The 15,030-nt window shown below is 45.7% G+C and carries 9 protein-coding genes; 1 reads left to right on the top strand and 8 read right to left on the bottom strand.

The window, feature by feature from the left end:
- Window positions 1–442 precede the first annotated feature (442 nt).
- Window positions 443–2,230: an N-6 DNA methylase gene (locus tag ACR2PX_RS11200; RefSeq protein ID WP_433999445.1), complete on the top strand. Its 1,788-nt coding sequence runs from the start codon at window positions 443–445 to the stop codon at window positions 2,228–2,230.
- Window positions 2,231–2,233: 3 nt separating this feature from the next.
- On the opposite strand, the gene ACR2PX_RS11195 is transcribed toward ACR2PX_RS11200, so the two are convergent.
- The 8 genes from ACR2PX_RS11195 to ACR2PX_RS11160 form a co-directional block, all read right to left on the bottom strand.
- Entirely contained in the window at window positions 2,234–4,375 is a 2,142-nt protein-coding gene (locus ACR2PX_RS11195) for a neutral/alkaline non-lysosomal ceramidase N-terminal domain-containing protein (RefSeq protein ID WP_433999444.1), read from the bottom strand.
- A gap of 273 nt (window positions 4,376–4,648) precedes the next feature.
- Complete coding sequence (locus ACR2PX_RS11190) at window positions 4,649–4,993, bottom strand: hypothetical protein (RefSeq protein ID WP_433999443.1); 345 nt, start codon at window positions 4,991–4,993, stop codon at window positions 4,649–4,651.
- A 625-nt stretch (window positions 4,994–5,618) separates the two neighbouring features.
- Window positions 5,619–6,068 carry a hypothetical protein gene (locus ACR2PX_RS11185; protein ID WP_433999442.1) on the bottom strand — a complete coding sequence of 150 codons (450 nt, stop codon included), beginning with the start codon at window positions 6,066–6,068 and terminating at the stop codon, window positions 5,619–5,621.
- 5 nt (window positions 6,069–6,073) lie between these two features.
- Entirely contained in the window at window positions 6,074–6,658 is a 585-nt protein-coding gene (locus tag ACR2PX_RS11180) for a type II toxin-antitoxin system MqsA family antitoxin (RefSeq protein WP_433999441.1), read from the bottom strand.
- A gap of 13 nt (window positions 6,659–6,671) precedes the next feature.
- Window positions 6,672–7,112: a hypothetical protein gene (locus ACR2PX_RS11175; protein WP_433999440.1), complete on the bottom strand. Its 441-nt coding sequence runs from the start codon at window positions 7,110–7,112 to the stop codon at window positions 6,672–6,674.
- Between the two features lie 84 nt (window positions 7,113–7,196).
- Window positions 7,197–10,895: a type I restriction endonuclease subunit R gene (locus ACR2PX_RS11170; RefSeq protein ID WP_433999439.1), complete on the bottom strand. Its 3,699-nt coding sequence runs from the start codon at window positions 10,893–10,895 to the stop codon at window positions 7,197–7,199.
- A 13-nt stretch (window positions 10,896–10,908) separates the two neighbouring features.
- Window positions 10,909–12,252, bottom strand: a complete 1,344-nt coding sequence (locus ACR2PX_RS11165; protein ID WP_433999438.1) for a hypothetical protein — start codon at window positions 12,250–12,252, stop codon at window positions 10,909–10,911.
- The gene (locus ACR2PX_RS11160; protein WP_433999437.1) at window positions 12,249–14,603 is read right to left on the bottom strand and encodes a type I restriction-modification system subunit M; all 2,355 of its coding nucleotides are present in this window, start codon (window positions 14,601–14,603) and stop codon (window positions 12,249–12,251) included. Before ACR2PX_RS11160 ends, ACR2PX_RS11165 begins: the two co-directional genes overlap by 4 nt.
- Window positions 14,604–15,030 lie beyond the last annotated feature (427 nt).

Genomic DNA, 15,030 nt, shown 5'->3' with positions numbered 1-15,030 from the left:
GAATCATTAAAGGATTAATGTATGAATCAAAATCTCTATGGAGCATCAGGATTCACATTTGGTGTCCTCACCTATCTGGCTCTGGCCTTCATTATCAGCACTTAACATTCAAAGACTTCTACCACAGTCAGCAAAAGGACTTCATTTCATGAACACGACTAAACCTCTAAAAGGTCTTTCTCTTTCTTTGCTTTTCATTTCAGGCAGTATTTTTGGGTCATATATCTTTTACCTGTTCGCCCAATAATGTGATGTTTCTTCTTTAAGTTCTTCACATCTAATCAAGTTCTGATTCAGATAATCAACTTCTGATTATCTGAATCAGAAAAGAACGATTTTCTTCAAAGCTTGATTCATCTGGTAATGCTCTGACAAAAACGATAACTTTCTAATTACGCCTTTTTAATATCAGGGCATTTCGCCATAGTTCCAGGGAGGAGTTATGAGCCGTGACATCATCAAGCAACTCGCCAAAAAAAAGTGGTCTGGGAAGAGCTGGTTCCCCGACGCTCTGATCACTGTTGGACAAATACTGGTCTGGCAAAAACTGACCGATGAGGAATGGCTGGAAGAATCACTCCGGTTCGACTCAAACGATGCTTTATTTTCCAAAGGACTCATCACAGAGAAACTGACCAGGCTGCAAAAAGAAGCGCCGGAGCACAGTCGAGATGCTTTCAAACACTCAGAGACGTTTATTCACACAATTCCAGAATCCAGTCTGGAAGAACTGATCTCTCTCCTTTCAGTAGCCTGGTATCAAAAACTGATTGAGCATGAACAGGCTGCTCCCTCGCTACTTGAAGCGTTGACAGGACACGAGATACATCCCTTTTACCTATCAGACAATTTTGTGGAGCTTTTGACAGGACTGGCCCGCCTGAAAGATGAAGACGAAGTCTATTACCCTTTTGAAGCCTCCACTGCCTTGATTCTGAAAGCTCAAAAGCTCTCTGTACAAGGGTTCTTTGAAACACCTTCTGATTCTCCACTGGCAGCAATTTGCAATGTCTTACTCAACAGCCCGGTGGAGCTGAAATACAATGACCCATTGATCACCCCGCAATGGACGGAACCCGGCACACTCAAACTTTTTGATTCCAGTATCGTCTTGTTGCCCGATGAGCAATTACTGGATGCCGATGCAGTAACGGACCTCTATGACCGATACCCTGAGAGCTGCCTGAATCAGGAGCTTCTGGCCCTGTTTCATACGTTGTCACAAACCCGGGGAAGAACTGTTGCGGTGATATCTCAGACTTTTCTTCAGAAAAGTACTCAAAAAGAGCAGATCTTCAAACAAAAGCTCATACAGAACAGACACCTCAAAACAGTTATCGCACTGCCTGCAGATCTTCCACTACCAGGAAAATCCCCCTCGGCACTGTTAGTTTTTGATCAACAGCAATCTTTTGATACCGTTACTCTGATCGATGCAAACCATGACTTTTTCAAATCCAGAGCATTGCCGCCAGCAAAAGGGTCTCGGCTCAGAAATATCAGCGCTCTGATTGAACAAAGTGAAAGCTATTCCAATGACCGTTTTGCCCGACAGATCTCTTACGACGATATCATTGCTAACCATTACAACCTTCAGGTTTCTCGCTACGTCCTTCCCCACTATCAACTGAAGCTGAATAAGCTGATAGAAAAACTGGAAACCTCACCCTTGGCAGATCTTGCTGAATTAATTCGGGGGCAGGCAATCCGGCATCAGGATTCGATGAATGGAGAGTCCTTTATCGAAGTGTTGCCCGGAGATATTAATGAAGCAGGAGAGATAGAGAAACCTGAAAAAAATATCAGAACCGCAGACCACTTGAAGAGAGCTCGGCAACAATTGCTTAAAGCGGGTGATATCCTGCTTGTTGTGAAAGGACAGGTTGGGAAAGTAGGGATTGTTCCTGCTCTGTGCGGTCATAACTGGGTGGCCAGCCAGGCCTTTATTATTGTCCGCATGAAGTCCAATACTCCTATTCAAAATCCCGTCGTATTATTCAGATATCTCTGCTCCCCCCTGGGAAAAGCACTGATCAACCGTCTAAAAACGGGAGGCAAAGTACCTCTTTTGCACACGGAAGATATTCACAGTCTTCCCATCCCTTCGATCAATGATCAGGATCAACAGAAGGCGCTCGCCTCCCACAATGATATCAAGCAAGCCTATGCAGAGATCCGTTTTCTGAGAGATAAGGCGGTCAATATTAATAAAAAACTCTGGTCTCTATAGAGTTTAATATTTCATACAAGATCGGTTTCTTTCGGACACAGGCCCCATATAAACAGAGTGAGAAAGATGCAGATGGGGGTTCTGATTATAACAACGAGCAGAGTAATGAAATTCGTCTGATGTCGACTGGTAGCGTTTTTTTACCCCAACCTGGCTGACCGTGTAGTACTCCCCTTGCAGGACCATGCGATACACTCCTTCATCGTCGTACCTATCAGGTGTCCATTCAACAGACGCAATACCTGACTTCCAGTTAAACTGGGTCGTCCAATCATCATCTGTTGCTACCGTCTCCCAGCAACCTGTCCAGTCATTTTTCTTCTGCACATAAAAAAAACTATCGAGATCCATACCCGACCGAGGGTGCGATGCAATATATCGAAGCTTAATGGATTGGCCGGAATTAATGTTTACTGGCACATCAGAAATGATTCTGCCATAAGGCTGATCCTCCTTTTCCAGGATATCTTCTACACGAACATCATCGTACAGATAACTCAAATCCAGCGGTTCTGCTTCATCTGTGGACGCTAACTCTTCACCACTCAATTGCCTGGAAAGACTGGAAAAAATCTGCATCATGGCACTGTGCTCCCAAGGACCATATAACGTAGATGCACCCTCATAATGCTGTTTAGAGAATTCCTCTGCCGTTGTCAGGTAACTGGCATAGTCATTGGAGTAACCTGCAATCACAGTTTGTCTTGGTGGGATGCCTGAAAGTTGTGACAGCCTGTTCCGAAGCCTTCTTCCCGCCATCACTGTGGGTTCAACAGGCAATGCTGCAATCTGGAAATTGCCTATCCGAGCCAGCATGAGTGGCAATACTTCAGGAACCCAAGGCTGATTTATAACTTCTCGATGCATATTGCCAGGAGGCAACCAGTCATTGAGATAATGGTATTTTTTGTCCCTTCCCAGAGACAGGATAACGGGCTTCGGCTTCTGGCATTTCAGATCATCTTCTGAGGGAGAAGTCAGAAAATCAGTCGCTATTTTAACCAGCCATCTTTCAGAGTTTCTTCCTTCATAGGCACCCAGTGCCAGCCTTATTAGAAAAGGAGGCCTGCCATCTTCTGTGCCAGCAGCAAAGCCATACCCCATAGAGGGATGGCAGGTTTTTACAGGCTCTTTCAGTCCTGTAAAGTTTGCTTGAACTTCATAGTTCGAAAAGTCTACCCAATTCTGAACCGAAGTAATCTCTCCAAATACCTCTCTACCTTTTCCAAGGTAAATTTCCAGAGCTTTCATAAACTGTCTGTGACCAATTTCTCTGGCATTTTCATCGGGTGTATTGCCTGGTCCCGTTCCATCAAGGTTCAGGTTAGGCGTCATATCGCCTGCATTGGTTTGAGGAAAAGCGGCAACAAATGAACCCACTCCCCAGTTGTATTTTGCATAGCGCTCAAAGGCCCAACTGGCATAGCCTTTGTTGTCGCTGCTTAGCAAGAGATTACTGCTGGGAAAAGAGACAGCATGGGTGGCAAACCAGGTAATCGCCCCTAAAGGTCTTCCATTTCGTATAAATCTGAGCTGCTGAACAGATTGATCAATAGAATCGCGCTGGCCGGCATCCACATTATTTTCATAGGCAGGCAAGGAACGATTACGACTGGCATTATCTAATAATCCGGTCTTCATCCAGACTTCTGAGGGTGCAAGATCTTCATGGGCCAGCGTGATAGCCTGAACAATGCCCGAGACCATTTTTTCAAAAGCCCGGTCATCGAAAATTCCATAAGGCATATTGTAGAGAAAGTGATGGGACTGACCCGCTACGGCACTGTGCGTATGAGTAGCCGTTATGATGATATTATGGCGGTTATAAAGAGTGCCAAACTGTTGCTCAAGCCTGTTAAGGACCGCCTGATAAATACTGGCGAAGACAGCTCCGGCATCGATGACCACAATGACAAGACTATTTTCTGATTCACTCTGTCTTACGACAAAGGTCCGAGCCCACTGGCGATCATTGATTCCGGCACTGATCTGACTGCTTTCGGCATAACACATCATACCACTGCCAACGGCTGGGCCCGTAATATCAACTTTACTGACCCCGACCCAATAAAAAGCACTGACCCAGGTTGCAGAGAAAAGAAGTATCAGAAAGGCACTGCAACGATGAAAAGTAAGCCTGTGCATAAATGCTCCCATCACTTCAGGAAAAGAAGTATAGGTGGGTCCAGGGCTAGTGTGACTTTAGAAACACGCTTTTGGGGACAATTTTCCAGAAAAACCACAGCAAAGACACAGTTATCCAACAAGTTATCCACAGGATACAGGCTGTTCTGGAGGAAGGGATTTTACGCGGTTGCCGGTGACAATAGATTCCCTGTCTAATACGGTCCTTCAAGGAGAGGCGGAACAGAAATAATCTTTTTTCGCCAAGCAAAAAAGATTATTTCTGTTGTACCGTTATTGCTTTATCATCATGCTGACCAATTGCATCATTTGCATTTCTGTCTGGCAGATTCTCTGAAGATCTTCCTGAGTCTGAATAGTCATATCACCCAGTCGATCATTCATTTCATCCTGTCCATGCCACTTTTCAGCTGCCATATCTTCCGGGTAAGCAGACACCAGCTTGTCATGAAGCCCTTGCTGCTTTTCCCAAAGTACACTCAACATAATGATTAGAATGGGAGGAGCCTGCCCTGTAAGTGATCGAAGCTTGATATAGGTCCAGTACAACTGAGCAATTCGAAAAGTGCTGTTGCGTAGACACAAAAGGGCTAGATAAGCTTCTTCTTGATCAGTCATGAAGTGTCTCCTCAGTCCTTAAGAGCACCCAGAACTCGTCATTAGAAGACTTACTGCAGTCTTCAGGCTTGAGCAATACTGCGGATGACGATCATTCCCTGACAGCCATAAGCTGGAAATACTGCCTGGAACCAATCGTACAAATCATTGAGAACGTTACGACTGTATTTCCATAATAAATAGCCATTCAGAAAGTGACCCACAAAGTCACTGTAACATGCTCTTCACAAATGCCCATAGTGAAAGCACACTGTTTTCGTCAGGCAAAAGAACCCGAAGGAAAAAATATCAATAATCGGATAAAAATGTCCCCTTCAAAAAAAGTTATCCACTTTTCCACAAAAAACCTGATCAACCCCCTGAATGAACTGTGGATAAGTGTAAAATAGCCTTTAGTTTCGGCTTCAAACCAAGGTTGATTATTTTTTAACCAACCTTGGTTTAAAGCTTCCTGAGTTCGAACTATGATCTTTTTGAAAACGACCGTCATAAGAGTAAAAGGCTGGGGATAGCATGAGAGCTGTTGGGCGGCCAAAACCATCAAGACCGACATGATACACACTCAATAGTTTCAGGAAAGCGAGCAAAGGCAGCGTTACTGTGATGGGCCTATCAAGAAAAGTGGTTACCCCTCATGCTCCCCACTCTGAAACCTGAGTGTAGGTAACACAAGGGCTCCGTAAAACGACCTGGCTGTCAGCTGAGTAACGACCTCACGGATAGCACCTACCACTACAGTAGGTCCATTGACACACATAATCGCTTCACGCTTATCAATATCAAATACGGGTTGAAGCTCGATCCAGGCTTGAGCTTCTACATCGACAGTGTACGGGGCTTTTTTACCCTGCTCGTTGGCAATTGAAACTCTCACTGTGACTAGATAGTTTCGTGGATCTTCTTCTTCCCCTTCTTTACAACCGACTTCCAAGGTTGTCTCGATTTTAACATCTTTAAAATCAAAACCAGGAGCCCATATTTTTTCATCCGCTGGAAAATCACAGGGCTCAACAAGCACCTTGCTAAACAAGAGCTGTCGGGTTTGGAGCGGTGACAGGCTTACATCGGTGCTCATAAGAATTAACCTGCTATCTGAAGAGAATCCGTTGAAGATACACTGATTTGCTCGATATTTGTTACTACGGGTTTGGATCTGGCTTTGAACAAGACCACACTATCATCCTTTCGAGTCAGAGAGTTCTCAATCAAATCAAAAGAAGCTTTTCGTGCTTTCTGACAAACATCCATCTCACCTGCCTGTTGTGCCAGCCAGATAAACGCTTCTGGAACCGCTTGTGCAACGCGCAACAGTTTATCCATAGGCTCAGATTGAATCACATCATCAGCTTCGTATTTGGAGAATGCAACAGGGCCACCACCAAAGATCCTGGCAGCTTGAGCTTGGGTAATATCCCAACGTTTACGCTGCTCTCTGACTTCTTCGCCAGACAGGAAACCGTCGATCTGTTTTTTGAAAGACAACATCACCTGTTTATTTTTACGGCTTTGTTCTGCATCACCTTGCTCACTGCCGCATGCATCGCAGACTGAGTAATACAAAGGCATCATGGTTTTTTCACCTTTGTATTCTATTTCTCGCTCTCTGGAAGTTTCGTGGATCTGTCCTTCTTCACATATTGGGCAAGTTTTCATATTTGTACTCATTTTTCAGCTCCCATTATGAGGAAAGATGGCACGAGATGATAAAAACCAGTGCGCCACTCTTAGCAATTGCAAACTTCAGGTAATATTCGCTTTCAAGTTCTCTATGGGCATTGTCATTCCACTCATACAGTGCCAGCCTGTAACTATCACAAGCAGCCCAGGGCCCACCAGGCTTTTGCTGACACCACTGAGAGTTCAGAAAGCGTCCATTTGAAATAGCTTGATTGATGAGTGTGATGGCCCCATCAGTCGTTAAATCCAGATCCTGGAGGTCTTCACCTGCATCCGCCGTCCATGTAACTGCCCCTTTTTGTTCAAGGGCTGCTTTCACTTTTGCGACTGAATATATAGGCCCACCCCTGATAATGCGCACTTCAGCATCACTACCTGGCGGATTACCTTCATAACCGCTGACATTTACAGTATTTACCATTATGGTAAGTTCCTCAAGCAAGCATAGCCTACCTTTTTGAAATACCCTGTCAAATTTTTATTACCATTATGGTAAGTTGATTTTCCTGGAGATATCCAGAGCCCCCTATGACTTAGCTTTTTTGCGGAGCTCTTCTTCCAAAGCAGGGCTGAGTATGATCATTGGCTCTTCGTCATTTCTCATCGCTTGAGAAACCTTTTCAATATCACCTCTGATGCGTAAAACACCGTCCGATATTTTGGGGTATTTTTCTAGAAACTTCATGATCCCCATACCAACAAGATAACAACTGACAGCTATTTCCAGGACAAGGCTACCAGGCGTTGCCGATTTGAGTGCCCATACCACGCCTTCAGTCTCAGACTCCGGTGAATACTCAGGTATTTCCAAAGCTTCGAAATTCTTTTGCAAGGTGGAAATCACCGAAAAATACTCTGTCAGAATATCCGCACTGACCACACCAATGCTTCTCAGTCGTTGAGACTGATTCACAAAACTGAGACTGGCAAAATTCTCTTCGTAGGGTCTGTCCAAGCGAAGCTTCAGCATAGCTAAAGGTTTGATATTGTCATGCTGTTGAATGTCTTCGTAGAAAAAGAAAGGCTTATCACCCATCATCACCGCTGCCGTTCCGTATGTGCCATGAGCTTCGGCCACTCTTTTTTCGGTTATCGTTTTAGCAATATCAAAATAAGGTTCATTCTTTTTATAATGAATAGCCAACTGTGACTCTATGGCCTTCTTCCCGTTATCCTGATGCAAAGAGAGTACCTGCCCCACGGTATTCAACAGGGTTAATTTGAAATCGTCGTCATTGACAAACAGTCGATAAAAATCCAGGTCGTTTTTTCGTTGCGACCTCACCGCCTTTCCAATCATCTCATTTCGGGCCAGAGCTCGGTTCTGTTCATCACGATTGTTGAGTACCTGATTCTGGTAGTGCGGGTTTTGCTCCACCTGATCGGCAATGTTGCGAATCTTGACTTTCAGCTCTTCCGGCGTCCCTTCCCAGCCCGAAAAATGACGATCATTGAAGCGCTCTACAATCACATCCAGCAGTTCTTTTTCTTCCTCCCCGTGGTAGCCGCGCTGATTAGGGTTTTGGGGCGCAACGACTGTTTCGCTGTCATCCAGTTCTATGCGCTCGTTGAGTTTCACCCTCGCCATGGCGTAGGTGTTCATATCAACGCTTTCCAGCAGTCTTTTCAGGTCTTCATCTTCCGGTGACTTAACCTTGAGCTTGGGAATCAGAAACAGCAGATACCAGTGCAACATCTCCCACTGCACATTATTAAAGGGCATGATGCAGGCAAGCTGAGCATAGACCTTCACAAACTGCTTGGCCTTGATCTTGAAATCGATCTTGCGCTTGTCGGCTTTCTCTTCATCACCAGATTCATCACCGAGCTCCGCTCCAATCTGGTCAAAACGATCAGCGGCAACGTCAGCAATGGGGTGCAGCTCTTCATCGGGTCGGCTATCCCAAAACAGCTGATTAAACTGCTCAACCTCTTCCCATTCATAGACACCGGTATTGTCCAGCCCTTCTTTCCAGTCGTGAAGTGCATTCACATCCGTCGCTTCTTCCAAGACCGTGCTGGTATAAAATTCATCAAAGGCTGCCTTGATTTCGGTTGTGGTATTAGCGAAATCCAGCACAAAAGTGTCGTTCTTATCCATCTTAGGGTTGCAGCGATTCAAACGGGAAAGGGTCTGTACCGCCTGAACGGTTTGCAGCTTTCTGTCCACATACATAGTGTGCAGAAGAGGTTCATCAAAGCCGGTGGTGTACTTTTTGGCAACCACCAGAATCCGGTAGTCGTTCGATTTAAACTTATCGGGAATATCCTTACCGGCAAAGCCGTTTACTGACTCTTCGGTATGTTCAAAACCTTCCTTCTCTGAGAACGCGACAATCGCGCCAAAGGGCATATGGGCTTCTTTCAGCAGACGGGTAATGACCTGATAATACTCATAAGCCCGTTCAATGCTGGAGGCTACCACCATAGCCTTGGCTTTGCCCTTGAGCTTTCTTCCCTTCACCACACTTTCGATAAAGTGGTTCACCATCACCGTGGCTTTTTTCTCGATGGTTTCAGGGCGGCTTTCTACATACGCTTTAAGCTTGGACTGCGCCTTTTTGCTGTTAAATTTTGGGTTCTCTTGCACCGACTTCTGAACTTCATAGAAGCTCTGGTAGGTGGTGTAGTTCTGCAACACATCGAGGATGAAATTTTCCTCAATGGCCTGTTTCATGGAGTACAGATGAAAAGGGTAGAACTTGCCGTCGTCGGGTGACTTGCGGCCAAACTTCTCCAGCGTGGCTTGTTTGGGCGTAGCGGTAAAGGCGAAGAAAGACGCATTGTCGCTCATCTTGCGACCTTCCATGGCCTTCAGAATTTTGTCCTGCATGGCATCTTCGGTCTGGTCGTCTTCCATGCCGAGAGACATATTTAGTTTATCGGCGCTTTTACCCGACTGGGAAGAGTGCGCCTCATCAATAATCACCGCAAAACGTTTGTCCGACAGATCGCAAATCCCCTCTACAATAAAGGGGAACTTCTGGATGGTGGTGATAATCAGCCGCTTGCCTTGCACCAGATGTGCCTTGAGCTGTGCAGCATTGTTGGCCACCGCCACAATGTTTTTCACTTCAGAGAACTGTCGGATATTATTCCGAAGCTGCTGATCCAGAATCTTCCGGTCTGTTACCACAATGACCGAGTCAAACACATTCACCTGTCCGGCCGGGTTATAGAGTTCGATCAGCTGAAACGCCAACCAGGTGATGGAATTAGACTTACCGGAACCCGCCGAATGCTGGATAAGGTAACTCTGGCCAGCCCCATGGGTTTTGGCATGAGCCAACGCACAACGAACCACATCCATCTGATGATAACGGGGGAAGAACAGGGTTTTTCTGGTTTTCCCTTTACTGTCTTTTTCCTCCACCATTTTGGCGAAGTGCTCAATAATCTGCACCAGTGAGAGGGGCTCCAGCACTTCCTTCCACAGGTAGGCTGTTTTATAGCCTTTGGGATTAACAGGGTTGCCTTTACCATAGCTTCCAAGAGAATCCCCAAGCGAGCCAACGCCTTTATTAAAGGGCAAAAAGTAAGTGCTCTTGCCGTTGACCTGAGTGGTCATAAAGACTTCGTCGGTATCCACCGCAAAATGCACCAGACATTGCCCAAAACGGAACAGCGTGGTTTTCGGGTCACGGGTTTCCCGGTACTGCTTCATGGCGTTGTGAACGGTTTGGTGGGTCTGGGGCTTTTTTAATTCGAATGTAGCCAGCGCCAGACCATTGACAAACAGCACCATATCCACCGACTTGTGAGGCTCCGTTTCAGAATAATGCACCTGTCGGGTAATCGAGAAGATGTTCTGTTCAAACAGGGTTTTCTGGTTCGGGTTCAGGCTGTTATAAATCCCCTTACGCAACAATTGAAGGTGGGCGTCGTTTATCTGTAATCCCTTCTTCAGTACTGTGACCACACCATCCTTTCGGATTTTATTGCTCAGCCGATCCAGTACCAGCTGTTCCCAGTTGGGCAGGTTTTTCAGCTTGGTCAGCTCTTCCGGTTGCGTGGCGTGCAAAAACTGCCAGAACAGGGTTTTGTCGATGGCAAAGCGTTTGTCGAAATCCGCAGGATTGCCTGCTACGTAGCCTTGCCCCTGTTGCTTTGCCTGTCCGTAAGCTGCCGATGGTTGCGCCGCTGCCCCACGGGTTTCACGACAGTCGCCGGTCAGGGCGATCTCTATGGCTTGTTCCAGTGCGTCTTCGCCGGTATTGCTGACCATGTGGACTCCTTTCCTAGACTTTGATTTTTCCGGTGGTGGTGTAGGTGATCAGGGTTTGCTTGAATTCTTTAAGCGCTTCAATTTCTTTTTGTGCAGCATCTATAGTTTCCATAACCGCAGAGCATTGCTCATTAAGGTGTTGAGTAAGGTCATCGCACTCTTGCTTTGTAGGAGGTATTGGAATCCACCAAGATTTAATATGATCTTGCGACACTTTAACCATTGTGTGGCTTGATCCTCTTGCAGATACCTTTATCTGATGACGCACAGATGATGCCTGAAGTACATAGACCAGGTAGCTGTGAGAAACCTTAGTCTGATCGTATGTAAGCCTATAAACCAAATCAGGCATCATTACCCCCTTATCTGGTTCTTCTGCAACATAAGCAACATCAGCCACTAGCTCAGGAGTATTTCCTCTGGTCATCAGAAGATCTCCACGCTTTATTTCATATGCAGCTTCAAACTCTTGAGGGCTTATCTCTTTGTCTTCTCCATTGATATATTTTCCTTTTTTTATTGCGCTTAGCTTTACTACAGAAAACCCAGAATACAATTCCAAGTTCTTGATCGAAGGGCTAGTTCCCTGTTCAATTTTCTTTAAGATTCGTCTATTTGCAATAACATTCCAATGCTCAGGAATCTCCCCAATCCAAGCCACACCACTGTCTTTCATTTTGACATTGGAATTTAGTCCCTTAGTGACAGTCCTGTTAATCAGAATGGTTTTCTGCTCGTTCAGTAGCCGGGTCAGTTCCTGCTTTTTAGCAATGACTGCATCGATCTCATCGGTTTTGTGGTCGAGAAAATCGACAATTCGAGAAACATCATGCTCTGGTGGAGTGGGAGAGTATATGGTTCTAAAATGCTCATATCGCAGACTATTCATATCATCACACAGTCCATAGGAATGCCTATTAGCTTCTGCAATGAATTGTTTGGTGCGATATAGGTAATGGAAATATCGCGAATACAGCCTGTTCCTCGTATTCAAAATAATATAAGCAGGACTAACAATCCCATCATATTTGGATTCACCAATCGCACCTTGCCACATACGCATTTTGTTGTAAGCCAAATCGCCCTTTCGGACGACTTTGTACTTTGACTTATCCTCATTTGAGGAGTCTTTCTTCGTCGTTATTTTCGACTGTTTGATAACACCTCGTTTGATAGTGACAGCCAACAACTCCATACTTGGTTGATTGACTTCTTTTCTCTCATCAAACAATCCGAGGTTACGAGAGACTGACCAGTGCTCAGGAATTGCACCCAACCACTCTACGCCAGATTCTTTATACGCATCATATTTCGGAAATTGAAGAGAAGCCTCCAACACTACTGTTTGTTCGCTCATGGCTGCTCCCCAAAACTTACCAGCTTCTTCAACAAGCCTTCCGTTTCACTCTCCAGTCGCAGAATATCCCCCGTCACAGCTTCCAGAGAGCGCAGAGGCTTATGCTGGTAAAAGTATTTGTTAAAGCTGATTTCACAACCAATGAGGGTTTTATCCAGCGCTAACCAGGCGTCATCTACATGGGGCCGCACTTCATCAATAAAATACTGGTGAACATCCTCGTGTAGAGGGACGTTTTCGGTGTCACGGAGTTCGGAATCCGGTTCGTACTCTCTGTACTTTCCAGCTTCCTTCCTGTTTCCGCTCAGAGCTGCCCAATAACCAAAATCTTGCAGACAGCCGGTTTTCACTTCAAAGCTTTCTGCCAGTTCATAAGCATCCTCTTTAGTGAGCGTGTGAGTCTTTTTTATCACCGGTTTGGCCTTTTCATCCCGCCAGCTGACAGCATTGAGAATCTGGTTTTTTTCACCGGCTGAAAGTTTAAAGCCAAGGGCTTTTACGAAGTTGTTAAAGTCATTTTTGAAGGCATTGAAATCATCGGTCTGTTTCTGCCCCATTTTTTCCATAATTTGCCGGGCGTGCTGCATCAGCTTATTCTGGTCATCCCAGGTTTTTTGGGCCAGCAGTTTGTCCCGGTTCTTTCTGGTGAGGCTGTCGCCCTGATCTTCAAAGTGCTGGATAATGGCTTTGCGGTGCTCTTTCAGGGCTTTCTTGTCATAAATAGCATCGCCGTACTGCTGATACATCCACGCCATTTCATCCTGCAAGGCAGCAACAAAACGCAACCCGTTCACACGTTCTTCAGTGAACTGTGCAGACTTACGCAGGGGACGCTCTACGGTAACCTTGTAGTACCCGAAGTCACTGTTGTTGAACACTTTGGCAATCTCGCTCTGATCCGTATCGGCCATGTCGTGATAGAGCCTGGTCAACTCGTTAATGTGCTCGTCGGTCAGCTCGCAGTTTTTCTCACCAAGATTCTTACGGAGCTTTCGGTACATGTCCTGGGCATTGAGCAGCTGTACTTTACCTTTACGGTGCTGTGGTTTGTTGTTGTTCAGAATCCAGATATAGGTAGTGATGCCGGTGTTATAAAACAGGTTGTTGGGCAGCTGGATAATGGCTTCGAGAAAATCATTTTCGACGATATAGCGGCGGATATTACTTTCCCCTCCACCAGCCTGACCCGTAAACAGGGAGGAACCGTTATGAACCGAGGCAATGCGAGAGCCTACACCGTTTTCTTTGGCCGACTTCATTTTGTCCACCATTTCCATCAGAAACAGAAGCTGGCCGTCTGAGGAGGATGGGTAGGCTTTCTGAAAGCTGTGTACGCCTTTGTAATCGGGCAGGTTTACCTCAAAACGAGGCTGAAGAATATCCTTACCCTCAACGACAAATTTCTGCTCGGTAGACCAGCTCTTACCATAAGGCGGATTGGAGAGCATAAAGTCAAAGCGAGTCCCTTCAAAGTCGTTGCCAGCAATAGTGGAGCCAAACTTAATGTTATCCGGGTTATTGCCCTTGATCATCATATCGGACTTACAAATAGCGTAAGTCTCGCCGTTGATCTCCTTGCCATAGAGATGAACAGCAGAACTGGAAGCAATATCCCCTTTAGGGTTCGTAATAAAGTTCTGGGATTCGGTGAGCATACCGCCAGAACCACAGGCGGGATCGTAGATAGTCATCACCGGAGGGAGCTCGTCTTTCACTTCCAGAAACAGGAAATGGGTCATCAGCTTGATCACTTCACGGGGAGTAAAGTGTTCTCCGGCTTCTTCGTTGTTCTCTTCATTAAACCGGCGAATAAGGTTTTCAAACACGTACCCCATACCCAGGTTGGTGAGTGGCGGCAAGTTACGCCCTTCTGCGTCTTTGCCTGGTTGGGGCGTCAGGTTGATATCCGGCGATAAGAATTTCTCAATCACATCGTGCAGTTTATTGGCACTGGCCAGTTTTTTAATATGGTTGTACAGGTCAAACTTCTCGATGATCTCTTTAACGTTATCGGAGAAACTATCCAGATAATGTTTGAAATTATTTTCCAGTTGCGAAGGGTTGCCGGTTAAGTCTTTCAGGCTAACATCGGCAATGTTGTAGAACACATAGCCAGAGGCTTCCCGCAAGGCGTCCGGGTCCTGATCCGGCAGGCCGAACTCTGCCATCTGGAAAGCGACCTCTTCTTTCACCTGTTCTTTCGTCTCTTCCAGCAGACAATCCAGACGACGCAGGACAAACATGGGCAAAATCACGTCACGGTACTTACCCCGAACGTACACATCCCGCAGACAGTCGTCGGCTATTGACCAGATAAAACTTACGATTTTGTTGTGAACAGAGTGATCCATGTGGAGCAGAAACCTGTGTGATGGGCGAGGGCCAACGAGATGAAATAATATTGAGGCTTATTGTACGTGGGTGAAAAAACCTTCGCCAGTGAGGAAAAAACAGGCATTACACTCACTTCAATAGCAGTGACAGAAATAAGTGGACTGTTCTAATATCCTGACAGACTACGCTTCAGTATCATTCCTTCAAATTATCCGCTGCCTTCCACCTTAATCCCCAAGATGCTATTCAACACTTATAGAACAAAGACTTAAGAATCGCTTCATTTAGATCAATATGCTTGTCGAGGAAAATGCTGTTACTCGATTCTGCAGTTTTTCTCACTTGACAATCAGGCTGCATCCAATAATTCAAATTTCCCAGCATGAGATTTGAGTGATTCCGTAGGCTCCCGTTTACCAAGATCTCGCCCCGCCATATGCCTAC

The sequence above is a fragment of the Endozoicomonas sp. genome, assembly GCF_051008435.1.
Classification (GTDB): Bacteria; Pseudomonadota; Gammaproteobacteria; order Pseudomonadales; family Endozoicomonadaceae; genus Endozoicomonas_A.
Note: the sequence above shows the minus strand (reverse complement) of the source record. Positions and strands in the feature narration are given on the sequence as shown.